Raw genomic sequence first — 23,802 nt, forward strand, 5'->3', positions numbered from 1 at the left:
TTTTGGCACGCTGTTGAGTTCTCAAGGAACGGACGCTTCCTTCGTACTCACCCTCGCGGGCTTTCCTCCGGGCTTTCGTTCTTTCCTGCGTTTCCAACTCTACCAGATCATTTCCGCGCCGTTTCCGGCTTGGATTTGAATTCGGTGGCCGTTGGGGGCCTTTGCCTTTCGGCGCTCCACCACGTTAGCGCTTATCCCCTGCAACTCATAATCGAGCTGTCGGATCCGAATTCGGGCACGCCGAAATCGACCCCGCCAGGGGCGCGTCGTAGGTAGTGGGTTGGCCGCTCCCGCGGGGTCTGCGATGGCAGTGCCCCGTTCCAGCGGCTCGGGCTACGTTAGGCGTCGCCAAAGATCGAGTCAAGTCGAACGGCGGCGCGGCGCGTGGGCGCGGTACGGGCTGACCGTGGGGTCGCCGGTGATCCAGTAGCGGTACGGATGGGCCGCGCCGGCGCCGCCCACTCCCGTGCGCGGGCCGTTCCCGACCTGCTCGGGCGGGGTGGCCGTGCCGGCGAGGAGGGAGAGGGGGGAATCGGGGCCCCCACAGAGGTCGGTGCCGTCGAGGGAGCGGTCCACGTCGAGGGCCGTGGCCAGTCGGGCCGGCCCCTTGGCCAGTTCTCGCGGGTTTCTGGCCGTAACCCGACGTTTGGCAGCCAGGTCGGCGCCCACCGTCACCTCTCCCGCGCGCAGCAGTACGCCGCTCGCGTGGCCCGGGGGGCCGCAGACGAGGTTGAGTCTGAACCACATGCTGTAGGTAACTCACTAGGCATGTATGTCGTTGATCCGGCAGCATCGGCAAAGCGACGACAAGCAGGAGACAGGCAGTGCGAGCGATCATCTACGCCAGGCTCAGCCCCACCCCGAGGGGCGAGGAATCCAAGGGTGGGAACCTGACACAACAGGTCGAGCTGAGTCAGGCGCTCTGCGACCGGAAGGGCTGGTCGGTCGTAGCCACGATCGTCGAGAAGGACACGTCGGCTTCGACGAAGCGGGGAACCAAGCGGAGCGCGGAGTGGGAACGCGTGAAGGCTCTGGTGGAGGACGGCAAGGCGGACGCCATCGTGTCCCGCCACTACGACCGTATGTACCGCACCCCCTGGGACCTTGAGGATCTGGTGGACCTGGCCGAGGCGACCGGCGTCACGCTGGCCGCCGCACAGGCGCAGGGCGTGCTCGACCTGTCCACCCCGTCCGGCCGTCTGGCCGCTCGCATCGGCGCTGTGGTGGCTCGCAACGAGACAGAGATGCGAGTCGAGCGTCAGGTACTCGGACACCAGCGGCGCAGGGAGTCGGGGAGGCCCTTCTGGAGTACTCGCCCCTTCGGCTTCGAGCGGGACGGCAGGCACCGGGAAGCAGAGGCGGAGGCCCTGCGGCAGGCGTACCGGGATGTCCTGGCCGGCGTCACCCTCTGGTCCATCGCGAAGGACTGGAACACGCGTGGGCTGCTCTCGCCACACGGCAAGGAGTGGCGCAGCTCGAACCTTCGGATGGTCCTCTTGAAGCCGAGGAACGCGGGAATCCAGACGTACTCACAGTGGGTCGAGAAGCCGGACGGTACGCGCGTGCGGCGGACCGAGGAGACCGGCGCGGGCAACTGGGAGGCGATCGTCTCCGAGGGCATATTCCGGGCCTTGGTCCGCTACCTGAGCGACCCCGAGCGCAACACGGGCGGCGGCGGCAAGCGCAAGGCCTTGCTGTCCGGCGTGGTCCGCTGCTCGAAGTGTCAGGCCGTCGTCACTCAAGGGTGGAGCAAGAAGAATGCGGCAGGCGAGCGGTACCGCATCTACACCTGTTCGGGTGGCCGGTGCATCACCTGCCCTGCGGACCCCCTCGACTCCTTCGTCGTCAGGAAGGTCATCGACAGGGCCGAGGAGTGGAACGCTGCACCGGCCACGGATGCCGCGGACGAGGAGCGAGAGGCCGAGCTGCTGGCCGAGGAGACGGCTGCATCCGAGAGGCGCACCGCCCTGGCGGAGATGTTCGCCGTAGGGGACATCGACGCGTCGACCCTGCGGACGGGCATCGGCAGGTGTGACGCCGACCTGACCAAGATCCGGTCCGAGTTGGCAGACCTGGCATCACAGCGGGTGCGTGTCGACCTGGGCGACGTCGAGTACCTGTGGGAGGAACTGGACTACGAGGACCCCGACCGCATCGACTACGTGCGGACCGTCGTCATGCAGGTCTGCGAGCGAGTCGAGCTGATGCCGCGCGGTCGGGGGGTCCGATCCTTCAAGGGCGAGCACTGCCGGATCACGTTCCGGAACCCCTGAGATCCGATCGCGGAAGGCCAAGCCGGCTGTCTGTCGGCGCCAAGTGAAGACGAGCCCTGTCTGACGAGCGTCGGGCGGGGCCCGTCGTCATACCCAGCGGGAAGGAGCCGGACATCCCTCGGATCCTCTGTGCGCACCTCTCGCTCCCCAGTTCATGCAACAACGTGCATGAGTCACGTCTGTGCATGGACGGTCGCGATCGCCCCCCGTACGGTCGCCTCAGGCGGCCTGACCGGGCCGACAAGTCAAGGGGGTTCCGCATGGCACGCGAAGAACTGACTCGGCTCACTGGCAACGGCAACGGCACGTGTGGAGAGGACGACTGCCCGAACGTCTACCGCACCGCTTCCGGCTCCATCGTGGTTCAGGGTGATGTGTCCGACGCCTTCATTCCCCCGCAAGGGGAAGGGCTCGTGGAGATCCCCGAGAGCGTTCTTCGGGAGGCCGTTCGTGCTCTTGGATGGTGACGACTGGCGGGCGATGCTCCGGGGTTTCCAGATGGAAGCGTGGCGACTGGAGGCTCTGCCCCAGTACCTCGTGCCACAGGAGGCGAAAGAGCTTGAAGCCTTCCGCGCAGGCGAGCGCGTCGACCCGCACGCCTACTCGTCCGCGTACACGGAAGACCTGAAGCGGCTTCGTGGCGAGGGGAAGAGCAAGGGGCGAGTGCACGTCCTGACTCGACCGCTCTCCGAGTACCTGCGCTTCGAGTTCTCCCGGTACTACGCCCCGCACGTGCTTGCCGGGGAGGACGTCCGCATCCTTGACGTGACCGAGCGAGAGAACCCGTTGCCGGATGTCGAGGACTTCTGGATGTTCGACCGCTCGACGGTCGTCCTGATGCACTACGAGGGCGACGGCACACAGATCAGCCGGGAGCTGTACGAGGGTGACCCCGCGCCGTTCGTCGAGTGGCAGCGCATCGCCGTTGCCGAGTCGGTTCCCTTCCTGGAGTACGCGGAGCGCGTGGCGGAGTGACGTTCGAGGCTGAGCAGCTTGGCGAGTCCGGTACCGAACTCGCCTCTCTGTTGCGGGACTTGCGCAAGCGAGCCGGCCTGTCAGGGGACCGCCTCGCGGCGCGCTGCAACATGTCCCAGTCGAAGGTGTCTCGCATCGAGAACGGCCGGACACGCCCGTCCCTGGTCGACGTCGAGCAGATCCTGCGAGCGCTGGACGCTCCGCCGGGGCTGGTCGCCGAGGTCTCCGCCCTCGCCAGGATGGCGAACACCGAGTGGCGGAACCTCCGAGAACTTCGGCGCAAGGGACTCGGTACGAGACAGGCCGAGCTGAAGTCGCTCGAAGCGTCCTCCACGCAGATGCGGTACTTCCTGCTCTCGATGGTCACCGGGCTGCTCGCAACACCGGAGTATGTACGGGCGAGCCTGGCCCACTCGACGGCCGACACGAGCAAGGCCGTGGCGGGGAAGCTGGGACGGCAAGCCGTCCTCTACGACGCCTCGAAGCGGTTCACGTTCGTTCTGACCGAGCAGGCGGTTCGCTGGCCGGTCGTCTCCCCACTGGCACTGGCCGAGCAGATGGACCGGCTGGCGTCCCTGTCCTACCTCCCGAACGTTCAGATCGGGGTGATCCCCGTAGGGGCACCGACGCCCCGAACCCCTCTGAGTACGTTCACCATCTACGACGCCGCGTTGGTCACCATCGAGACGACCGCGGGAAGTCTCGTACTACGCGACGGCCGAGATGTTCTGGCGTACCTGAACGAGTTCGCCGGGTACGCGTCACGGGCCGCGCTCGCGGACGATCATGCAGCGCCTGACCCAACTCCGCACCGACTCGCCGGCGAGCCGCCAGCGAGGCGCACAGCGGGTCAGGCTTCCGTGGCCGGTTTGGCTCGCGGGCTCAGCCTGTACGCCGAGACCGTCGGATCACCGGCTAGGTAGAACCGGTGTTGCCAGTCGTGGGCCTTGCTCACGCCTACCCGAGGACCGACCCGGATGAGCGCGGCAGGTACGGGCTCGCCCTCGGAGAGCATGACCGACGTACCTGCCAGGAGGTCTGCGCCGTTGTGCTCCGCCGTGATGCCGAGTGCCTGGCCGACGTTCCCCGGACCTCGGGCAAGACGTGGGCTCTCGACCCTCTCCCCTCGCCGCTTGCGCGCCAGGTCTTCGCCCTCGATGACCCTGCCTGCCCGGATGAGGACACCCGAGGCGATGCCGTCCGTACCAGTGACGACGTTGGCGCACCAGTGGAGACCGTGGGACCGGTAGACGTAGAGGTGCCCTGCGGGCCCGAACATGGTGGCGTTGCGGGCAGTCCGGCCCCGGTAGGCATGGGAAGCTGGGTCAGCCGTACCGGAGTAGGCCTCGGCCTCCGTGATGGCGATGCTCACAGTCCCCTCGGGGGTCTTGCAGGTGAGGACGCATCCGAGCAGCTTGGGGGCGACCTCTTCAGCGGGATGGGAGAGGAGATCAACGTTCATGCTGACTGCCTTGACATGCCATAGATGAAGTAGACGTACGCGTGTCCGGGCGGGCCGAACATCGACGCGTTGCGGGCGGTGCGGCCGCGGTAGGCGTGGGAGCCCGGGTCGGCCTCGCCCTCGTACGCCTCCACCTCCGTGATGCGCAGTTCCACCGGGCCGTCCGGGGTGCGGCGGACCAGGGTCCGGCCCAGCAGGTCGGGGGCCACCGTGAGGACCGGGCGGTCGAAGAAGGACCGGGCCAGGGGCGTACGGTCGGGGCGCGCGCTCATTCGGCCGAGCGTAGTGGACCGCGCGCCCGTGCAACCGGGGCCTAAGGTTCCGCAGTGGTAGGGGGATGGGACGGGCGGCCGGCCGGGCCGGCCGCCGCCTCTGGGAACCGTATCCGTATAGGGGAGATTGACATGGGTTTCAGGAAGCTGCTCGCGAGCCTGGGTGCCGGTGGCGCTTCGGTGGACACGATCATCACCGAGCCGAACGTGGTGCCGGGCGGGATCGTCCAGGGTGAGGTGCGGATCCAGGGCGGGTCCGTGGAGCAGCAGATCGAGGGGCTGTCGGTGGGACTCCAGGCGAGGGTGGAGGTGGAGGGCGGCGACCACGAGTACAAGCAGGACGTCGTCTTCACCAAGCAGCGCCTGGGCGGTGCCTTCAAGGTGCAGCCGAACGCCCTGCACGTGGTGCCCTTCGCGCTGGAGATCCCGGCGGAGACGCCGATCACGCACTTCGAGGGTCACCCCCTGCACGGGATGAGCATCGGGGTGAGCACCGAGCTGGAGATCGCCCGCGCGGTGGACGCCGGTGACCTGGACCCGATCAACGTGCACCCGGTGCCGGCGCAGCAGGCGATCCTCGACGCGTTCCGGCAGCTGGGCTTCTCCTTCCGCAGCGCGGACATGGAGCGCGGGCACATCCGCGGGACGCGCCAGACGCTGCCCTTCTACCAGGAGATCGAGTTCCTGCCGCCGTCGCAGTACCGGGGCCTGAACCAGGTGGAGCTGACCTTCGTCTCGGACGGGCGCGAGATGGACGTCGTGCTGGAGATGGACAAGAAGCCGGGGCTGTTCAGCGAGGGCAGCGACACCTACCGCTGCTTCCAGGTGGGTCTGCACTCGTACGAGGGGACCGACTGGGCGGCGTACCTGAACCAGTGGATCGCCTCGGTCGGTTCGCAGCGCAACTGGTTCTAGTCTCGGGTCCGTAGGACTTCTTCGATCAAGGAGTACAGCAGTGACCGAGCGGAACAGGGCTCCTCTTCCCCACGCCTTCCACCCCGAGGTGCCCGCCTTCACGGTGACCAGTGCCGATCTCGCGCCCGGTGCGGATCTGGGCGACGCGCAGGTGCTGGCGGGCGGGAACCTCTCCCCGCAGCTGCGCTGGGAGGGTTTCCCCGAGGGGACGAAGAGCTTCGCGGTGACCTGCTTCGACCCGGACGCGCCGACGGGCAGCGGCTTCTGGCACTGGGTGCTCTTCGATGTCCCGGCGTCCGTCACCGAGCTGCCGGCCGGTGCGGGCAGCGGGAAGTTCGAGGGGCTGCCGGCCGGTGCGGTGCACGTGCGCAACGACTACGGGACGAAGGACTTCGGCGGTGCGGCCCCGCCGGCCGGGGAGCGGCACCGGTACGTGTTCACGGTGTACGCCGTGGACCGGGAGAAGCTCGGCCCGGACGCGGACGCGTCGTGTGCCGCGGTCGGTTTCCATCTGCGGTTCCACGCGCTCGGCCGTGCGCAGCTGATCGGTGAGTACGAGGCGCCGGCGAGCTGACCGTTCGCCCGGCGTTGGCCCGGTCCTGGTCTAAATGAGGCCGGGACCGGGCATTTTTATTGCGTTGTCCCGCGTGGCGCGCGCGGCCAGAGTGGTTGTGGGCCCTGTCGCCAGGATGGTCGCGGGCCTGCACACGGGAGGTGGGCGAGATGCGGGACACGCTGGTACTGAACGCGAGCTTCGAGCCGCTGTCGACGGTGTCGTTGAACCGGGCCGTCGTTCTGGTGCTCCAGGACAAGGCCGTGGTGGAGCAGTCGCATCCCGAGCTGCGTGTGCGTGCGGCCGCGCTGGACCTTCCGATGCCCCGGGTGATCCGGCTGTGCAGGTACGTCCGGGTGCCGTTCCGAAGACATGCTCCCTGGTCGCGGCGGGGGGTGCTGGTCCGTGACCAGCACCGGTGCGCGTACTGCGGAAAGCGTGCGACGACCGTGGACCACGTGCTGCCGAGGGCGCAGGGGGGCGGGGACACCTGGCTGAACACGGTGGCGTCCTGCGCCGAGGACAACCACCGCAAGGCGGCGCGGACTCCGGAGGAGGCGGGGATGCCCCTGCTGCGGAAGCCGTTCGTGCCGTCGCCGGCGGATGCGATGCTGCTCGCGCTGGGGGTGGGAGAGCAGGAGGGGCTGCCCGAGTGGCTGGCGCGCTCCGCCTGAGTCCGGTCCGCGCCGCGTGCCCCGTCCACCCCGTGCGCCGCTTTGTGCCGCGCACGGGGTGGCGTATTTTTTCTACGCCGTTCAGCGGAGCAGCAGTTGGACGATGGCCAGGAGGCCGATGGCCACGATGACGCCGCGCAGGACGGTCGGGGAGAGCCGGCGGCCGACCCTGGCGCCGATCTGGCCGCCGAGGGTGGAGCCGACGGCGATGAGCAGGACGGCCGTCCAGTCGAACTCGGCGACGAAGAGGAAGAAGACGGCCGCGATGCCGTTGACCAGCGCGGCGATCACGTTCTTGACGGCGTTGATGCGTTGCAGGTCCTCGTGGAGCAGCAGGCCCATCAGGCCGAGGTAGAGGACTCCCTGGGCGGCGCCGAAGTAGCCACCGTACGCGCTGGCGAGGAACATGCCCGTGAGCAGGGCCGGGCCACCGTCGGGGTGTCCGGTGTCGCCTCCGGCGGCCTCCTGGCGGCGGCGCAGGGCGGCGGCGAGCTTGGGCTGGAGGACGACGAGGACGAGGGCCAGGCCGATGAGGACGGGCACGATCGTGTCGAAGGAGTCCGACGGCAGGGTCAGGAGCAGGACTGCGCCCGCGAGCCCGCCGACGAGGGAGACCGCGCCCAGCCGCAGGACGCGGGCGCGCTGTCCGCGGAGTTCCCTGCGGTAGCCGATGGCTCCGCTGAGGGAACCGGGCACCAGGCCGAGGGTGTTGGAGACATTGGCGGTCACCGGGGGCAGGCCGGTGGCGAGCAGCACCGGGAAGGTGATCAGCGTGCCGGAACCGACGATGGTGTTGATCGTGCCGGCGCCGATTCCGGCCGCGAGGACCGCGAGTGATTCCCAGAGGGACATGGACATGGACGGAGCCATCCCCTTTGTGTGAGTGAGTCGCCTCCCCGCCATGAAGGTCGAGGGGCCTCACCGATCATGCACGAAGGGGAGGGCGGCGTCAGTCGATGGGGGGCTGTTCCCGGCGCTCCGCCCCGTTGTCGGCGCCGGGGGCTCCCTTGCCGGTGTTCTGCGGGTTGAAGCCCGTCGGACCTCCGCCCAGGGGGCCGAAGTTGCCCATGGCGCCCGAGAGGCCCTTGAGCGCGTCCCCGATCTCGCTGGGCACGATCCAGAGCTTGTTGGCGTCGCCCTCGGCGATCTTCGGGAGCATCTGGAGGTACTGGTAGGCGAGGAGCTTCTGGTCGGCGTCGCCGGCGTGGATGGACTCGAAGACCGTGCGGATGGCCTGGGCCTCGCCCTCGGCCTTGAGGGCGGCGGCCTTGGCCTCGCCCTCGGCGCGCAGGATGGAGGACTGCTTCTCGCCCTCGGCGCGCAGGATCTCCGACTGCCGGACGCCCTCGGCCTGGAGGATCGCGGCGCGCTTGTCGCGGTCGGCGCGCATCTGCTTCTCCATCGAGTCCTGGATGGAGGTCGGCGGCTCGATGGCCTTGAGCTCGACGCGGTTGACGCGGATGCCCCACTTGCCGGTGGCCTCGTCGAGGACCCCGCGCAGCGCCGCGTTGATCTCCTCGCGGGAGGTGAGGGTCCGTTCCAGGTCCATGCCGCCGATGATGTTGCGCAGCGTGGTGACGGTGAGCTGCTCGATGGCCTGGATGTAGCTGGCCACTTCGTACGTCGCGGCGCGGGCGTCGGTCACCTGGTAGTAGATGACGGTGTCGATGTTGACGACCAGGTTGTCCTGGGTGATGACCGGCTGCGGCGGGAAGGGGACGACCTGCTCGCGGAGGTCGATCCGGTTGCGGATGGAGTCGATGAACGGGACGACTATGTTGAGGCCCGCGTTGAGGGTGCGCGTGTAGCGGCCGAACCGCTCGACGATGGCGGCGCTGGCCTGCGGGATCACCTGGATCGTCTTGACCAGGGCGATGAAGACCAGTACCACCAGGATGATCAGGACGATGATGATCGGTTGCATGCGGTTCCCCGTGCCCTTCCGGCTGTCTGTGCTGCCCCGTTGAGCGGAGTCTCGCAGACCCCGGGGCCGCGGGTGGGCTGCTTGCTCACATGACGACCGCGGTCGCGCCGTCGATGTCCACGACGTCAACGGACTGGCCGGGTTCGAAACTGCTGTGGGAGTCGAGCGTCCGGGCGGACCAGACCTCGCCGGCGAGCTTGATGCGGCCGCCGCTGCCGTCGACCCGTTCGAGGACGACGGCGGACCTGCCCTTCAACGCCTCGATGCCGGTGCGGTGTTGGGGCCGCTGGTCGCGGTGCCGGTTGGCGATCGGCCGGACGACGGCGATCAGCGCGACCGAGACGGCGACGAAAACCAGGACCTGGGCCACCGCTCCCCCGCCGAGGGCCGCCGTGACGGCGGCGGCGACGGCGCCGACGGCGAACATGCCGAACTCCGGCATCGCGGTGAGGACGAGGGGGATGCCCAGTCCGACCGCGCCGATGAGCCACCACACCCATGCGTCGATGTCCACATGGTCATGGTAGGTCGGGTGGGCGCGGCCTGGACAGGGCGCGAAGGCCATCCTCCGGGCGCCGGGGTGCGTCAGCGCAGGGGCAGGCCCTGGGCGGTCCAGCGGTCGTGGTCGTTGCGCTCGACGACCAGCGGGAGACCGAAGCAGAGCGACAGGTTGCGCGAGGTCAGCTCCAGGTCGATGGGGCCGGCGGTGACGACCTTGCCCTGGCGGATCATCAGCACGTGCGTGAAGCCGGGGGCGATCTCCTCGACGTGGTGCGTGACCATGACCATGGACGGGGCCATGGGGTCGCGGGCCAGGCGGCCGAGGCGGCGCACGAGGTCCTCGCGGCCGCCGAGGTCGAGGCCGGCGGCGGGCTCGTCGAGCAGGAGCAGCTCGGGGTCGGTCATCAGGGCGCGGGCGATCAGGGTGCGCTTGCGCTCGCCCTCGGAGAGGGTGCCGAACTTGCGGTCGAGGTAGTCGGACATGCCCAGGCGGTCGAGGAAGGCGCGGGCGCGCTGCTCGTCGACCTCCTCGTACTCCTCCTGCCAGGTCGCGGTCATGCCGTAGGCGGCGGTGAGCACGGTCTGCAGGACGGTCTGCCGCTTGGGGAGCTTGTCGGCGAGCGCGATGCCGGCGACGCCGATGCGCGGGCGCAGCTCGAAGACGTCGCTGCCGGGCTTGCCGAGGGTGCTGCCGAGGATGGTGGCCGTGCCCTTGGTGGGGAAGAGGTAGCTGGAGGCGAGGTTCAGCAGCGTGGTCTTGCCGGCGCCGTTGGGGCCGAGGATGACCCAGCGCTCCCCCTCCTTCACCGACCAGGAGACCTGGTCCACCAGAGCCCGGCCCTCGCGGACCACGGATACGTCCACCAGCTCCAGAACATCGCTCATGAGCGTGTTGTCACCCCTTGCAGTCACGGTTCTCTGTGCGCCGGCAGGCGCAGCCCCAGGGGAAAACCCCAGGGGAAAACCTACGCCACTCGGGGAGGGGTCCGGGCCGCAGGCCCGGTACGGGGCCGGATCCGTAGAGTGGGGGGATGCTTTTCGAACCGCGTTCAGGGCGGCTGGTCGCCTGGGGGAACGCTCTGCTGGCCGGTCGTGTCTCGCCGGACGAGGCCGCGTCGTCGATCGTGGGCGAGGACGCCGTGCACCGCGTGGCGGGGTTGCCGGGCGAGCCGGGTCCGGTGGGGCTCACGCTGGCGCTGGGGCGGCTGCGCGCTCTTGGGGTGACGGGGATGCGGGTGGCGCTGCCGGCGCCGGGGCATCCGCTGGGCCTGAGCGGGCCGCCGGAGTTCAACGCGCGGGCGCTGGAGGCCGAGGAGGCGGTGGTGTGCGCGGGGGCCGCCGTGGGGCTGGTGCCGGAGGTCGAGGAGGCCGGTCCGGCGGGCGACGTGCACGTCTCGGTGGTGTGGCGGTGCCTGCCGGTGCGGGAGGCACCGCCGGCGGACGTTCCGTCGCTGGGTGAGGCGGAGCGGGAGCTGGCCGAGGCGCTGCGCGAGGCGGCGGTGGTGCTGACGCGGCTGGACGTGGCGGGGTCGGGGCCGGTGGCCGAGGCGGCGCTGTCGGCGTACCGGGCGCGGGCGGAGGCGGGCCGGGAGGTGCTGGCGCCCGGGTATCCGGCGCGGGCGGTGCGGGTGCTGGCGCTGGCGCAGCGGGTGGACCTCATGGTGTCGCTGGCGTACGAGCGGGGGCACGGGGGCGCGGTGGCGGCCTCGGAGATGGCGGCGCGGGCCGAGGCGCTGCGGCCGGTGGAGCGGGTGGCCCGGCGGGCGCTGGTGGCCGCGTACAACGCTCCGGTGGAGGAGCACGGACGCTGGTTGCCCTGACCGGAACGGTGTTCCGGTCGGTGTACCGGGCCCTTTCCTGCGGGGCCGGTACGGCCGCGGCCCCGCTTCCCGGGGAGAGGGGGGAGGCGGGGCCGCAGTTCGGGGGTGGGGTCAGCTGTTGACGCCCGTGTTGCCGAAGGCGCCGTTGAGCAGGCCGACGACGTTGGCGGTGTTGCCGGCCACGTTCACGGGGACGTGCACGGGGACCTGGACCAGGTTCCCGGAGACCACGCCGGGCGAGTTCAGGGCCTCGCCCTCCGCGGACGCACCGCCGTGCGCCGAAGAGACACCGGCGCCGAAGGCGACGAGCCCGCCCGCGATCATGGTGGCGGCTGCGGCCTTCTTGTAGTTCTTCACTTCTCGTCCTCCATTACGTCTGCCGCGACCAGCCGCCGCGGCACGCCATGGAGAACGCTCCCCCCGTCGGCCGGATACGCCATGTGGGCTACATACACCCGACCGTATGAATCTCGGTTCAGCCCATGACCTGCCCGGGGCCGCGCCCGCTCAGCGGGTGATCCCGTGCCTGACCGCCCACAACGCGGCCTGCGTGCGGTCGGAGAGGTCCAGCTTCATCAGGATGTTCGAGACGTGCGTCTTGACGGTCTTCTCGGACAGGACCAGCGCCCGGGCGATCTCGCGGTTGGAGCGGCCGTCGGCGATCAGGCCCAGCACCTCGCGTTCGCGTTCGGTCAGGGAGCCCGGGCGGGCGGCCGGGGCGCCCTGGTCCTGGGCCGCGAGCAGGGCCTCGGCGACCTCCGGCTGGAGGAGGACGTGCCCGGCGTGGACGGAGCGGATGGCGCCGGCCAGGGCGTCGGGGTCGATGTCCTTGTAGAGGTATCCGGCGGCCCCGGCCCGCAGGGCGGGGACCACGGTCCGCTGTTCGGTGAAGCTGGTGACGACGAGGACGCGGGCGGGGTTGCCGAGGTCGCGCAGGCGGCGCAGGGCCTCGATCCCGTCGGTGCCCGGCATGGTGACGTCCATCAGGATGACGTCGGGCCGCAGCTCCTCGGCGCGGGCGGTGCCCTCCGCCCCGTCGGCGGCCTCGCCCACGACCTCGATGTCCTCCTGTACCTCCAGGAAGGTGCGCAGGCCGCGCCGGACCACCTGGTGGTCGTCGACGAGCAGGACGCGGATGCGGCCGGGGGTGTCAGCCACCGGGGACCTCCATCTCGATCGTGGTGCCCGCTCCGGGCTCGGAGCGGACCTCCAGCCTGCCGCCGGCGCCGGCCGCGCGGTCCCGCATGGAGACCAGTCCCAGGTGGCGGCCGGCCTTGCGGACGGTGGGAGGGGAGAAGCCCCGGCCCCAGTCCCGTACGCGCAGGACGGCCCCGCCGTCGGGGGCGCGGGCGAGGGTGACCTCGACACGGTCCGCCCCGGAGTGCCGCAGGGCGTTGTGGAGGGCCTCCTGGGCGACGCGCAGCAGTGCCTCTTCCTGGGCCGCGGGCAGGGCCCGTACGCCGTCGCAGGTGAAGGTGACCCGGGCCCTGTGGGCGCGGTCCAGGACGCGGACGTGGTCGCGCAGGGTCGCGACGAGACCGTCCTCGTCGAGGGCGGCCGGGCGCAGCTCGGTCACAGCGGCGCGCAGTTCGTCGGCGGCTTCGGCGGCGAGGGCGGCGACCTGCTGGAGCTCGCCCTTGGCGCGGGCCGGGTCGCGGTCGACGAGGGCGGCGGCGGCCTGGGCGGTCAGGCGCAGGGAGAACAGCTTCTGGCTGACGGCGTCGTGCAGCTCGTGGGCGAGGCGGGAGCGCTCCTCGGCGATGGTGAGCTCGCGGCTGCGCTCGTAGAGGCGGGCGTTGGTGAGGGCGATGGCGGCGTGCTGGGCGAGGAGGGAGAGGAGTTCCTCGTCCTCGTCGGTGAAGCCCGGCTCCCGGCCGTGCTCTCCTCCAGAGGCCTTCCTCTTGTTGGCGAGGAAGAGGGCGCCGAGGGTCTCCTCGCCGTCGCGGACGGGCAGGCCGAGGAAGTCGGACATGTCGGGGTGGGCGGCGGGCCAGCCCTCGAAGCGGGGGTCCAGGCGGACGTCGGCCAGGCGCTGGGGGGCGTCCTGGTGGAGCATCGCGGCGAGGATGCCGTGCTGGCGGGGCAGGGGGCCGATGCGGCGCCACTGGTCCTCGGTGATGCCGTCGACGACGAACTGGGCGAAGCCGCCGTGGTCGTCGGGGACGCCCAGGGCCGCGTACTCGGCGTCGAGCAGCTCGCGGGCCGAGACGACGATCGTGCGCAGCACGTCCTGGACCTCCAGCCGGCGGCTCATGGCGAGGAGGGCGGTGCTGACGGCCGCGAGCCCGGTGCAGGGTCCGTTGTGCATGGGGTCACCGTACCGGCGGCCCTGACCTGCGGGATCGGGCTCCGGTCGTAGGTCTTCGGGCCGGGTGGCGTACGGCCCGGGGAGGGGTCCGGGGGCGGCGTGTCCGCCCTGGGGAGGAGGTGGTGGCGCCGCGGGGTCCTCCTGGAGGCGGGCTTCGGTCACACAGAGCGTTGCCGTTGCAACTCCGAGTGAGACTGTCACGGGTTCGATGTGAGGCCCGGCATAGGACGCACATCACTTACGAAGCCGCGTAGTGGAGACGTAAGGCCCGCGTCAGTGCTGTGCGGACTGGCCTCCGGGCCGAAAGTCCCGAGCCCGGCCGGGACCCTGATCCACTACCGGGGATCGTACGTCACACCTTTGCCACAGGATTTTGCCGCCGCTAAGAATGGCTGCCGTCGCAAGGCGTCGACGGATCCCGGATCCGCCCGGCGCCTTCCTGCGGCCCCCGCTATTCGAAGAGGTTGCCCCGCATGTCTGCTTCCAGCACTCCCGGTCACAGTCGTCTGACGAAGGCGTACAAGCTGTCGATCGCCGGTGTCGCCACCCTCGGTGCCGCCGCGCTCGCCTTCTCCGTGGTCCCGGCCGGCAACGGCGCCCAGGAGACGCAGCAGACGCAGACGGTGGCCGTCGCCCCGGTGGCGTGGACCCAGTCGATCCAGCAGAACCTCGGCGCCCAGCACGCCGTAGCGGACCAGAAGGCCAAGGACGCGGCGAAGGCCCGGGCCGAGGCGCAGGCGAAGAAGGACCGCGAGGCCAAGGAGGCGGCCAGCCGCTCCGCCGCCCGTACCCCGGTCTTCGCGAACAACCTGGACGGCTGGATCAAGGAAGCCCTCTTCATCATGAAGCGCGAGGGCATTCCCGGCACCTACGCCGGCATCCACCGCAACATCATGCGCGAGTCCAGCGGCAACCCCCGCGCGATCAACCTGTGGGACATCAACGCGAAGAACGGCATCCCCTCGAAGGGGCTGCTCCAGGTCATCCAGCCGACCTTCAACACGTACCACGTCAAGGGCACCAAGTTCGACCTGTACGACCCGGTCGCGAACATCGTCGCCGCGTGCAACTACGCCGCCGACCGCTACGGCTCGATGGACAACGTGAACAGCGCCTACTAGGCCCTGCGCACCCCCGCACCCCCCATGCGCCTCAGGGCGGCCCCCGGACGTTCCGGGTGCCGCCCTGAGGCGTCTGCCGTGCCGGGCCGCGGGGGTCCGGCACGACGTGCGGTGCCTACTTGCGCATGACCTCGGGCTCGTGGCGGCGCAGCAGGCGCGCCACGGCGAAGCCGCAGATCACGCCCTGCAGCAGCAGGACGATGACGTCCACGAACCACTGGCCGGTGGTGTGGTCCCACAGCGGGTCGGTGTTGGTGGGGTTCTGCGGGTCCCACGGCGCCATGAGCTTGCCCAGGTTCAGGGTGGTGCCGGCGGCGCCGACGGCCCAGCGGGAGGGCATCAGGTAGGCGAACTGCTCCAGGCCGACCTTGTCGTACAGCTGGAACAGGATGCCGGTGAAGACGACCTGGACGATCGCGAACATCACGAGCAGCGGCATGGTCTTCTCGGCGGTCTTCACCAGCGAGGAGATCACCAGGCCGAACATCATCGCGGTGATGCCGAGCGCGGTGACCGAGACACAGAGCTCGACGGCCGGGTTCATGAACAGGCCCTCGGCCGGCAGCTTGCGCGGGGTGAAGGCGATGGCGCAGATGATCGCGCCCTGGATGATCGTGATCACACTGAGGACGATCACCTTCGACATGAGGTACGCCGACCGGGACAGGCCGGTCGCGCGCTCCCGCTCGTAGATGACGCGTTCCTTGATCAGCTCACGGACCGAGTTGGCCGCGCCCGAGAAGCACATGCCGACCGCGAGGATCAGGGTGATCGTGCCCGCGTCGCCGTTGAAGCGGGACGGCGGCGTCGGCGGGGCCAGGCCGAACTTCGCGGGGATCACCGTGGACACGATGCCGAGGACCGCGGGCAGCAGCACCATCAGGGCGAGGAAGCCCTTGTCGGAGGCGATCACCGAGACGTAGCGGCGGATCAGCGTCCACAGCTGCGAGCCCCAGGCCTGCGGCTTCGGCGGGATCATCTGCTGCGGCGGCATCGCGACCTGCTGCGGGGCGACCGCGTCGAGGTCGGCGGCGTACAGCTGGTAGTGCTGCGAACCCTTCCAGCGGCCGGCCCAGTCGTAGTCGCGGTAGTTCTCGAAGGCGGAGAACACGTCGGCCCAGGTGGTGTAGCCGAAGAAGTTCAGCGCCTCGTCCGGCGGGCCGAAGTAGGCGACGGACCCGCCCGGGGCCATGACCAGCAGCTTGTCGCAGAGGGCCAGCTCGGCCACGGAGTGGGTGACGACGAGGACCGTGCGGCCGTCGTTGGCGAGGGTGCGCAGCAGCTGCATGACGTCGCGGTCCATGCCCGGGTCGAGGCCGGAGGTCGGCTCGTCCAGGAAGATCAGCGAGGGCTTGGTGAGCAGCTCCAGGGCCACGGACACGCGCTTGCGCTGGCCGCCCGAGAGCGAGGTGATCTTCTTGTCCTTGTGGATGTCGAGCTTGAGCTCGCGCAGCACCTCGTCGATGCGGGCGTCGCGCTCGGACTCGGCGGTGTCGCCCGGGAAGCGGAGCTTGGCCGCGTACTTCAGGGCGGTCGAGACCTTCAGCTCCTTGTGCAGGATGTCGTCCTGCGGGACCAGGCCGATGCGCTGGCGGAGCTCCGCGAACTGCTTGTACAGGTTGCGGTTGTCGTAGAGCACGTCACCCTGGTCGGCGGGCCGGTAGCCGGTGAGCGCCTTCAGGAGCGTCGACTTGCCGGAGCCTGAGGGGCCGATGACGCCGATGAGCGACTTCTCCGGGACGCCGAAGGTGACGTCCTTGAGGATCTGCTTGCCGCCGTCGACCGTGACGGTGAGGTGGCGGGCCGAGAAGGAGACGGCACCGGTGTCGACGAACTCCTCGAGCCGGTCGCCGACGATCCGGAAGGTCGAGTGGCCGACGCCGACGATGTCGGTGGGGCCGAGCAGCGCGCTGCCGGACTTCTGCAGGGGCTGGCCGTTGACGTAGGTGCCGTTGTGGCTGCCGAGGTCGTGGATCTCGAAGCGGCCGTTGGTGGAGCGGAACTCCGCGTGGTGGCGCGAGACCTGGAGGTCGGAGACGACGAGCTCGTTCTCCAGGGCACGGCCGATGCGCATGACACGGCCGACGGCGATCTGGTGGAACGTCGTCGGGCTGCGGTGGTCGCTGCTGTAGCCGGGCGCCGCGGACTGCTGCGGAACGCCGCCCTGCTGCTGCGGCACGAACGGCTGCTGCGGCTGGTGCTGCTGGTGCTGCTGCGGGGCCTGGTACTGCTGCGGCTGCTGCTGGTGGGCCTGCTGCTGGTCCCAGGCGGGCTGCTGCGGCTGCTGCTGGGCCGGCGGCTGGAACGCCGGGGCCTGGTTGTGCGCGGCCGGGGCCTGGTAGGCCGGCTGCTGCTGGGCCGCCATGCCGGCGCTCGGATTCAGCCGCGGGCCGTCCGTCGCGTTGCCCAGGTGGACCGGCGTACCGGGCACGAGCTCCGTCTGCTGGACCCGCGCGCCGTGCACGTAGGTGCCGTTGGTGCTGCCGTGGTCCTCGATGGCCCAAACCCGGCCGTTCCAGCTGATGGTGGCGTGCCGCCAGGACACGCGGGCGTCATCGATCACCACGTCTCCCTGGGGATCGCGCCCCAGCGAGTACGACCTGGACGGATCGAGCGTCCAGGTCCTTCCGTTCAATTCCAGTACGAGTTCCGGCACTCCAGCCCCACTTAAGGTCCCCCGAGAATCCCCCTGGCGTCCAGGGAGAACGACGTCAGGGAGTCTAGGGATGGCGAACATCCGGGGGAACTATTTCAGGCCTGCGGCCACATGTGGAATCCGGGCCTTCCACAGGCGTCCACGTCTGCCCGTGGAGGGGGTCGAAAGGCACCCGGAGAGTGCGATACAGGACTTCTCGCCCCGCTCGGCTCGGTCTCGGGGGTAGCCGCATGTGTCGCATCCGCCGCATCCGCCGGGGAGACGCGCTGCTGTCCACGATCACCGCCGCGGTACCGCACGCAGACGGCGGCCGGGCCCCGGCGGGGGCGTGGGGAAGGGCTCGCGGGGCGTTCAAAGGGTGGGACGGGGAGCCGGGACGGGGGGTCGGGCAGATACGGTGAGGGCACCATGAGCGCTTCGCAGACCTCCGACGTCCCCACCCTCCTCGTCAAGATCTTCGGCAAGGACCGTCCCGGGATCACCGCCGGGCTAATGGACACCCTCGCCGCCTACTCCGTCGACGTCGTCGACATCGAGCAGGTCGTCACCCGTGGCCGCATCGTCCTGTGCGTCCTCGTCACCAAGCCCGCCGCCGGCTCCGAGGGCGAGCTGCGGGCCACGGTCCACAGCTGGGCCGAGTCGCTGAAGCTGTCGGCCGAGATCATCTCCGGTACCGGTGACAACCGCCCGCGCGGTGTCGGCCGGTCCCACGTCACCGTGCTGGGGAACCCGCTCACCGCGGAGTCCACGGCCACCATCGCCGCCCGGATCACCGCGACCGGCGGCAACATCGACCGCATCTTCCGGCTCGCCAAGTACCCGGTGACGGCGGTCGAGTTCGCCGTCTCGGGCGCCGAGACGGAGCCGCTGCGCACCGCCCTGGCGACCACCGCCGCCCAGATCGGCGTCGACGTGGCCGTGGTCTCGGCGGGGCTGCACCGCCGGGCGCAGCGGCTGGTGGTCATGGACGTGGATTCGACCCTGATCCAGGACGAGGTCATCGAGCTGTTCGCCGCGCACGCCGGCTGCGAGGCCGAGGTCGCCGAGGTGACCGAGCGGGCCATGCGCGGGGAGCTGGACTTCGAGCAGTCCCTGCACGCCCGGGTCGCGCTGCTGGCGGGGCTGGACGAGTCCGTCGTGGAGAAGGTCCGCGCCGAGGTGCGGCTGACCCCCGGCGCCCGGACCCTGGTGCGGACGCTGAAGACCCTCGGCTACCAGGTCGGCGTGGTCTCGGGCGGGTTCACCCAGGTCACCGACGACCTGCGTGAGCAGCTGGGGCTGGACTTCGCCCAGGCCAACACCCTGGAGATCGTCGACGGCAAGCTGACCGGCAGGGTCACCGGTGAGATCGTGGACCGGGCCGGCAAGGCCCGGCTGCTGCGCCGCTTCGCCTCGGAGGCCGGGGTGCCGCTGGCCCAGACGGTCGCGATCGGTGACGGCGCGAACGACCTGGACATGCTGAACGCGGCCGGTCTGGGCGTGGCCTTCAACGCGAAGCCGGTGGTCCGCGAGGCGGCCCACACCGCCGTGAACGTGCCGTTCCTGGACGCCGTGCTCTATCTGCTCGGCATCACCCGTGAGGAAGTGGAAGCGGCCGACCTGGCCTGAGCGGCCCCCCGTCCCCCCTGCGCCCGGCCGGATCCCTCCGGCCGGGCGTTCGTCATGTCCGGCGGCCGCCGGCCGCGAGGACCGTCCGCGCGAGGCGGAGTCGAGGCGGCGTTGATCCGGACTTGCTCCGCATGTACTGCACTTGGGTCTCAAACGCCGAACGCTCCACCGGTCCGCGACAGCGGTGGCCCGATCGGCTCCTTTGTTCAAGGGGACGTTGATGACTCGAAGTGTGCTCATCACCGGAGGCTCGGGCGGCATCGGCCGGGCCTGCGTGGAGAGATTCGCGCGGGAGGAGGACTGGACGGTCTGGTTCACCTACCGCAACGGCCGGGCGCGGGCCGAGGAACTGGTGCGTGAGCTGGCCCTCACCGGGCGCGCCAAGGTGGAGGCCTTCCCCTTCGCCCAGGGCGAGTGGGAGGACCACGAGCTGCTGCTCGACCGGCTGCCGGGCCCGGTGGACGTGCTGGTGAACAACGCCGCGGTCGGTTCGAAAACGATCGAGCACTACACCGAGGGACCCGGGCACGAGAAGGCGTCGGCCTTCTTCCAGATCAACGCGGTCGGTCCGCTGTGGCTCATCGAGCAGGTGCTGCCCGGGATGCTGGAGCGGGGCTTCGGGAAGATCGTCAACGTGTCCAGCGTCGGCGGGGGGATCTTCCAGTTCCCCGGGTTCCACCCGGCCGACGGGATGAGCAAGGCGGCCCTGACCTATCTGACCCGCCACCTCGCCGCCGATCTGGCGCACTCGCCGGTGGACGTGTTCGCCCTCTGCCCGGGCGCAGTCGACACCACGATGTTCCAGGCGAGCACCCTGGACAAGCTGTCGCCCGAGGAGCGGGCCGCCCTCTCCGCGCGGCTGCCCAAGGGCCGCATGATCACCTCCGAGGAGATCGCGGAGCAGGTGCGGTGGCTGGCGGGCGAGCACTCCACGCCGCTGCACGGCGCCGTCATCGACGCCTCGATGGGCCTCGGCGTGCACCCCGGCCTGCTCACCGGCACCGGCGTCGACAGCGGGAGGGCGACCTGATGGGCTCCCGTCCCGTCTCCCGGCAGGCCGCCCGGCTCCTCGCCGACACCCCGGCCATCGCCGAGGCCCACTTCCGCGCGGAGGCCGAGCCGTACGACGCCCTCACCCGCCCCGACGGCTACCTGAACCTGGGTACCGCCGAGAACCGGCTGCTGTGGGACCTGCTCGAAGGCCGGCTGGCGCAGCTCCCCGCGATGACCGAGTCCGTGGCCCGCTACGCGCCGCTGCACGGCACCGGCCTGCTGCGCGAGCGCGTCGCCGGGCTGCTCTCGGCGACCGTGGGCACGCCGCTGGACGCGGAGGACCTGGTGGTGATCAGCGGTGCCACCGGGGCGCTGGACGCGATCGCCTCCGCCTTGTGCGACCCGGGCGAGGCCATCGTGGTGCCCGCCCCCTACTACGGGGCGTTCGACACGGATCTGGGCGGCCGCTCCGGCGCCCGGATCCTCCCCGCGCCGCTCGACCCCGCCGACGGGTTCCGGCTGACCGCCGCCGCGGTGGACCGGGCGCTGCGCGGGGCCCGGGAGCAGGGGATCACCGTACGTGCCGTGGCACTGTCCTCCCCCTCCAACCCGATCGGCGAGGTGCACGGGCCCGAGGTGCTGGCCGGTCTGCTGCGGGTGGTCCGCGAGCACGACGTGGACCTGGTCTCGGACGAGATCTACGCCCACGCCGTCTTCGGCGGGCAGCCCTTCACCAGCGCCGCCGACCCGGCCGTCAACCCGGACTGGGCCGACCGCACCCATGTGGTGTGGGGTTTCGCGAAGGACTTCGGACTGCCCGGTCTGAAGACCGGGGTGCTGCACACCCGGGACGCCGGGGTGCGGGCGGCCGCCCGGGCGCTGGCGTACTTCGCGCCGGTCTCCACCGCCACCCAGCACACCCTGGCGGAGCTGCTGGCGGACCCGGAGTGGGTCGCCTCCTTCCTCGCGGCGGGCCGGCTCCGGCTGGGCACCTCGTACGGGCACCTCACCGGGCTGCTGGACGCGTACGGGATCCCGTACGCCCCCGCGGGCGCGGGATTCTCCGTCTGGCTGGACCTCGGGCGGTGGCTGCCCGGCACCGGTTTCGCCGCGGAGGAGCTGCTGTGGCGGGAGCTGTTCGAGAAGGCGAAGGTCAGCATCCTGCCGGGCGGTGCCTTCCGCTCGCCCGAGCCGGGCTGGTTCCGGCTGTGCCACACCGTCGAGGCCCCGCTGGTCGCCGAGGCGGTCCGGCGGATCGCCGCCCACCTGGGCCTGACCCCGCAGGCGGGCCCGCACGACACCCCCTCCCCCGCCCCACGGAACGGAAACCGCCCATGAGTACGGCACCGGGTCCCCTCGACCGCTGGTACGAGACCGCCGGCGTGCGCGGCGGAGTACGGCGGATGTTCCACGCCGAGGCGGAACAGGGCCGGGTCTTCTTCCCCGACGCCCTGGTGCCGCACCTGGCGCACCCGGAGGTGAAGGCGCTGGCCCCGGAGCGGGTCCGCGAGGTCTCGGTCCGGCACCTGTACCAGTTCCTGCACTCGACGACCCACCTGGAGACCCGGGTGGTCAACGGGGCGGCCGAGCCCGTCGCCAACGGCATCTCGGGGCTGCACTTCCCGACCGCGCTGCGGATGGACGCCTTCAAGGTGTACTGCGACGAGGGCTACCACGCCCTGTACAGCCTGGACCTCGCCGACCAGGTGGCCGCCGTCACCGGCATCGCCGTCCCGGACGTGGACTACGGCGGCTTCGTCACGGCGCTCCAGGACACCGGTCGGCAGCTGCTGCCCGAGGAACCGGTGCTGGCCGGGCAGCTGCAGGCGGTGGTGTTCGAGACGCTGATCACGGCCGTCCTGAACGAGGTGCCGCAGGACCCGACCGTGGTGAGCACGGTACGGGAGCTGATGCGCGACCACGCCAAGGACGAGGGCCGCCACCACCGGTTTTTCTCCGCGTTCTTCCTGGAGCTGTGGGCCCGGCTCGACGGGCGGCGCCGGGTGCTGGCGGCCCGCGCCCTGCCCGCGATGATCCGCGCCGCGCTCGACTGGGACCTGGAGCCGGTGCGGGTGTCGCTGCGCCTGGCCGGTCTGGACGAGGAGCGCGTCGAGGCCGTCCTCTCGGACAGCTACGGCGGCAGCGCGGGCGTGGACCGCATCCAGACGATCTCCCGTTCCACCCTGCGGCTGTGCGCCCAGGTCGACGCGTTCGACCTGCCCGGCGTCACGGACGCGTTCGCCGCCCACGGACTGCGCGCCCCGGAGGACTCCGATGTCTGAGACCGCGACCGTCACCTACTCGAACTACCTCCGCCTGCCGGAGCTGCTGGCGCTCCAGGTGCCGCTGGCCGACGGGGTCGACGACGAGCTGCTGTTCATCACGGTCCACCAGGTGCAGGAGCTGTGGTTCGGGCAGCTGCTGCGGGACCTGGCGGACGCCCGCGACCGGATGCTGGAGGGCGATCCGCGGGCCGCCCGGGCCCGGCTGGGGCGCAGCGTGTCCGTGACCCGGGCCCTGATCGCCGCGCTCCATCCGCTGCGGGCGATGCCGCCGCGCGAGTTCCACGCCTTCCGGGGCGTGCTGGGCAGCAGCAGCGGCCAGCAGTCGGCGCAGTACGTGGAGGTGGCGGGGCTGTGCGGGGCCGACTGGGTGCGCGGGGAGTACGGGCGGCGGGCCATCGCGGGGCTGGCTCCCGAGGAGCGGGAGCGGCTGCACGCGCGGCTGGCGGAGCCCACGCTGTGGGAGGCCTTCGTGGCGCTGCTGGCCAAGGCCGGGTTCGCGGTCGGGACGCGCGAGGAGCGCTGGGAGGCGTACGCGCGGCTGGGGGCGGGGCCGCTGGACGGCGACCCGGTGGAGTTCGCGGAGCTGGCCGAGCTGGCGGAGGCCCTGGTCGACCACGACGAGGTGTGGACGGAGTGGCGGGCCTGCCACGCGCTGCTGGTGGAGCGGCAGATCGGCGGGCGGCCGGGGACGGGCGGCAGCAGCGGGACGGCCCATCTGCGGGCGTCGGTGTACCGGCGGTTCTACCCGGAGCTGTGGGAGGCCCGGGACGCGGGTTTCGCGGAGCTGCCGGCCCGCTGCCCGATGGGCTGAGGACGTGCGCGGGCCCGGGGTGCGCCCCCGGGGCCGCGACGCTCAGTGCTCCTTGGGGGTCCAGTAGTCCAGCAGGGTGCCCGCTCCGGGCTCGACGGACTTCCAGGAGCCGGTGAAGGAGACGACGGCCAGGGCGGCGGTAGGGAAGCCCGTGCGGTTCATCCGGGTCTGGGTGTCGCCCTCCGCGCGCCCGGAGAGGATCTCGGCCAGGGCGTGCATGCCGGGGTTGTGGCCGATGACGAGGAGGTCGCCGACCTCGTCGGGGGTCTCGTTCAGCAGGGCGATGAGCTCGCCCGGTGAGGCGTCGTAGACCCGCTCCTCGTAGACGGTCCGGGGACGGTGCGGGAGTTCCTGGACGGCGAGCTTCCAGGTCTCCCGGGTGCGTACGGCGGTGGAGCAGAGGGCCAGGTCGAAGGTGATGCCGGTCTCGGCCAGCTTCCGCCCGGCGGCCGGCGCGTCCCTGCGGCCGCGGTCCGCCAGCGGGCGGTCGTGGTCGGCCACCTGGGGCCAGTCGGCCTTGGCGTGCCGGAGGAGGGCGATCCTGCGGGGTGTGTCGGCGCTCATGGGCCCAGCTTCGCACGAAACGGGCCACGGGGCGCAGGGTGTTGAGGGGGCCGTCCCCCGCTCGGGAGGGCGTGCTCCGGCGCGCGC

Annotated in this window: 25 protein-coding genes and 1 pseudogene; 14 read left to right on the plus strand and 12 right to left on the minus strand. The window is 70.9% G+C overall.

Going from position 1 to position 23,802, the window contains the following annotated elements; genetic code table 11:
* Window positions 1-360: 360 nt before the first annotated feature.
* A pseudogene (locus ACFY15_RS10930) lies at window positions 361-756 on the minus strand (DNA-3-methyladenine glycosylase); the annotation flags it as partial.
* 68 nt (window positions 757-824) lie between these two features.
* Between ACFY15_RS10930 and ACFY15_RS10935 the strand changes: the two are divergent.
* The 4 genes from ACFY15_RS10935 to ACFY15_RS10950 all read left to right on the plus strand — a co-directional run bounded on the left by ACFY15_RS10935 (window position 825) and on the right by ACFY15_RS10950 (window position 4,171).
* Complete coding sequence (locus ACFY15_RS10935; RefSeq protein WP_390825384.1) at window positions 825-2,273, plus strand: recombinase family protein; 1,449 nt, start codon at window positions 825-827, stop codon at window positions 2,271-2,273.
* Window positions 2,274-2,533: 260 nt separating this feature from the next.
* A complete protein-coding gene (locus tag ACFY15_RS10940) occupies window positions 2,534-2,740 on the plus strand; it encodes a hypothetical protein (RefSeq protein ID WP_390825385.1) in 207 nt (68 codons plus the stop codon).
* Window positions 2,724-3,248 (plus strand): DUF6879 family protein, encoded by a 525-nt coding sequence (locus ACFY15_RS10945; RefSeq protein WP_390825386.1) that lies wholly within the window; start codon window positions 2,724-2,726, stop codon window positions 3,246-3,248. The genes ACFY15_RS10940 and ACFY15_RS10945 overlap by 17 nt, the downstream gene beginning before the upstream one ends.
* Complete coding sequence (locus ACFY15_RS10950) at window positions 3,245-4,171, plus strand: helix-turn-helix domain-containing protein (protein WP_390825387.1); 927 nt, start codon at window positions 3,245-3,247, stop codon at window positions 4,169-4,171. The genes ACFY15_RS10945 and ACFY15_RS10950 overlap by 4 nt, the downstream gene beginning before the upstream one ends.
* On the opposite strand, the gene ACFY15_RS10955 is transcribed toward ACFY15_RS10950, so the two are convergent.
* Window positions 4,099-4,710: a DNA-3-methyladenine glycosylase gene (locus ACFY15_RS10955; RefSeq protein ID WP_390825388.1), complete on the minus strand. Its 612-nt coding sequence runs from the start codon at window positions 4,708-4,710 to the stop codon at window positions 4,099-4,101. The genes ACFY15_RS10950 and ACFY15_RS10955 overlap by 73 nt on opposite strands.
* Window positions 4,707-4,982 (minus strand): DNA-3-methyladenine glycosylase, encoded by a 276-nt coding sequence (locus tag ACFY15_RS10960; protein WP_390825389.1) that lies wholly within the window; start codon window positions 4,980-4,982, stop codon window positions 4,707-4,709. The genes ACFY15_RS10955 and ACFY15_RS10960 overlap by 4 nt, the downstream gene beginning before the upstream one ends.
* Window positions 4,983-5,114: 132 nt before the next feature.
* Here ACFY15_RS10960 and ACFY15_RS10965 point away from each other — a divergent pair, with 132 nt between their 5' ends.
* From ACFY15_RS10965 to ACFY15_RS10975, 3 genes are all read left to right on the plus strand, one after another.
* Window positions 5,115-5,897: a sporulation protein gene (locus ACFY15_RS10965; RefSeq protein WP_042817243.1), complete on the plus strand. Its 783-nt coding sequence runs from the start codon at window positions 5,115-5,117 to the stop codon at window positions 5,895-5,897.
* 40 nt (window positions 5,898-5,937) lie between these two features.
* Window positions 5,938-6,471 (plus strand): YbhB/YbcL family Raf kinase inhibitor-like protein, encoded by a 534-nt coding sequence (locus tag ACFY15_RS10970; RefSeq protein WP_390685945.1) that lies wholly within the window; start codon window positions 5,938-5,940, stop codon window positions 6,469-6,471.
* A 149-nt stretch (window positions 6,472-6,620) separates the two neighbouring features.
* Window positions 6,621-7,124: an HNH endonuclease gene (locus ACFY15_RS10975; RefSeq protein WP_390685944.1), complete on the plus strand. Its 504-nt coding sequence runs from the start codon at window positions 6,621-6,623 to the stop codon at window positions 7,122-7,124.
* Window positions 7,125-7,205: 81 nt separating this feature from the next.
* Here ACFY15_RS10975 and ACFY15_RS10980 read toward each other — a convergent pair whose 3' ends face one another.
* From ACFY15_RS10980 to ACFY15_RS10995, 4 genes are all read right to left on the minus strand, one after another.
* Entirely contained in the window at window positions 7,206-7,976 is a 771-nt protein-coding gene (locus ACFY15_RS10980; RefSeq protein WP_390685971.1) for a sulfite exporter TauE/SafE family protein, read from the minus strand.
* A 97-nt stretch (window positions 7,977-8,073) separates the two neighbouring features.
* Complete coding sequence (locus tag ACFY15_RS10985) at window positions 8,074-9,048, minus strand: SPFH domain-containing protein (RefSeq protein ID WP_390685943.1); 975 nt, start codon at window positions 9,046-9,048, stop codon at window positions 8,074-8,076.
* A gap of 85 nt (window positions 9,049-9,133) precedes the next feature.
* Window positions 9,134-9,562: an NfeD family protein gene (locus ACFY15_RS10990; RefSeq protein ID WP_390685942.1), complete on the minus strand. Its 429-nt coding sequence runs from the start codon at window positions 9,560-9,562 to the stop codon at window positions 9,134-9,136.
* 71 nt (window positions 9,563-9,633) lie between these two features.
* The gene (locus tag ACFY15_RS10995) at window positions 9,634-10,434 is read right to left on the minus strand and encodes an ABC transporter ATP-binding protein (protein WP_390685941.1); all 801 of its coding nucleotides are present in this window, start codon (window positions 10,432-10,434) and stop codon (window positions 9,634-9,636) included.
* Between the two features lie 146 nt (window positions 10,435-10,580).
* Here ACFY15_RS10995 and ACFY15_RS11000 point away from each other — a divergent pair, with 146 nt between their 5' ends.
* Window positions 10,581-11,369 (plus strand): hypothetical protein, encoded by a 789-nt coding sequence (locus ACFY15_RS11000; protein ID WP_390685940.1) that lies wholly within the window; start codon window positions 10,581-10,583, stop codon window positions 11,367-11,369.
* Window positions 11,370-11,480: 111 nt separating this feature from the next.
* Here the strand turns inward: ACFY15_RS11000 and ACFY15_RS11005 are convergent, their stop codons facing one another.
* From ACFY15_RS11005 to ACFY15_RS11015, 3 genes are all read right to left on the minus strand, one after another.
* Window positions 11,481-11,726 (minus strand): chaplin, encoded by a 246-nt coding sequence (locus tag ACFY15_RS11005; RefSeq protein ID WP_390825390.1) that lies wholly within the window; start codon window positions 11,724-11,726, stop codon window positions 11,481-11,483.
* A gap of 150 nt (window positions 11,727-11,876) precedes the next feature.
* Entirely contained in the window at window positions 11,877-12,527 is a 651-nt protein-coding gene (locus tag ACFY15_RS11010; RefSeq protein WP_390685938.1) for a response regulator, read from the minus strand.
* Complete coding sequence (locus ACFY15_RS11015) at window positions 12,520-13,677, minus strand: GAF domain-containing sensor histidine kinase (protein ID WP_390825391.1); 1,158 nt, start codon at window positions 13,675-13,677, stop codon at window positions 12,520-12,522. The genes ACFY15_RS11010 and ACFY15_RS11015 overlap by 8 nt, the downstream gene beginning before the upstream one ends.
* Window positions 13,678-14,150: 473 nt before the next feature.
* Between ACFY15_RS11015 and ACFY15_RS11020 the strand changes: the two genes are divergently transcribed.
* On the plus strand, window positions 14,151-14,798 hold the full coding sequence (locus ACFY15_RS11020) for a transglycosylase SLT domain-containing protein (protein WP_390685936.1): 648 nt from the start codon (window positions 14,151-14,153) through the stop codon (window positions 14,796-14,798).
* 115 nt (window positions 14,799-14,913) lie between these two features.
* Here ACFY15_RS11020 and ACFY15_RS11025 read toward each other — a convergent pair whose 3' ends face one another.
* Entirely contained in the window at window positions 14,914-17,454 is a 2,541-nt protein-coding gene (locus tag ACFY15_RS11025; RefSeq protein WP_390825392.1) for an FHA domain-containing protein, read from the minus strand.
* A 408-nt stretch (window positions 17,455-17,862) separates the two neighbouring features.
* Between ACFY15_RS11025 and serB the strand changes: the two genes are divergently transcribed.
* From serB to ACFY15_RS11050, 5 genes are all read left to right on the plus strand, one after another.
* Window positions 17,863-19,062, plus strand: coding sequence for a phosphoserine phosphatase SerB (serB, locus tag ACFY15_RS11030; RefSeq protein WP_390685934.1), 1,200 nt, complete (start codon window positions 17,863-17,865; stop codon window positions 19,060-19,062).
* A gap of 220 nt (window positions 19,063-19,282) precedes the next feature.
* Window positions 19,283-20,092, plus strand: a complete 810-nt coding sequence (locus ACFY15_RS11035; protein WP_390685933.1) for an SDR family NAD(P)-dependent oxidoreductase — start codon at window positions 19,283-19,285, stop codon at window positions 20,090-20,092.
* Window positions 20,092-21,393: an aminotransferase class I/II-fold pyridoxal phosphate-dependent enzyme gene (locus tag ACFY15_RS11040; RefSeq protein WP_390825393.1), complete on the plus strand. Its 1,302-nt coding sequence runs from the start codon at window positions 20,092-20,094 to the stop codon at window positions 21,391-21,393. Before ACFY15_RS11035 ends, ACFY15_RS11040 begins: the two co-directional genes overlap by 1 nt.
* Window positions 21,390-22,337 carry a diiron oxygenase gene (locus ACFY15_RS11045; protein ID WP_390825394.1) on the plus strand — a complete coding sequence of 316 codons (948 nt, stop codon included), beginning with the start codon at window positions 21,390-21,392 and terminating at the stop codon, window positions 22,335-22,337. The genes ACFY15_RS11040 and ACFY15_RS11045 overlap by 4 nt, the downstream gene beginning before the upstream one ends.
* A complete protein-coding gene (locus tag ACFY15_RS11050; protein WP_390825395.1) occupies window positions 22,330-23,151 on the plus strand; it encodes a tryptophan 2,3-dioxygenase family protein in 822 nt (273 codons plus the stop codon). The genes ACFY15_RS11045 and ACFY15_RS11050 overlap by 8 nt, the downstream gene beginning before the upstream one ends.
* 42 nt (window positions 23,152-23,193) lie before the next feature.
* Here the strand turns inward: ACFY15_RS11050 and ACFY15_RS11055 are convergent, their stop codons facing one another.
* Window positions 23,194-23,715, minus strand: a complete 522-nt coding sequence (locus ACFY15_RS11055) for a SixA phosphatase family protein (protein WP_390685929.1) — start codon at window positions 23,713-23,715, stop codon at window positions 23,194-23,196.
* Window positions 23,716-23,802 lie beyond the last annotated feature (87 nt).

This window comes from Streptomyces sp. NPDC001373 (genome assembly GCF_042895815.1).
Classification (GTDB): Bacteria; Actinomycetota; Actinomycetes; order Streptomycetales; family Streptomycetaceae; genus Streptomyces.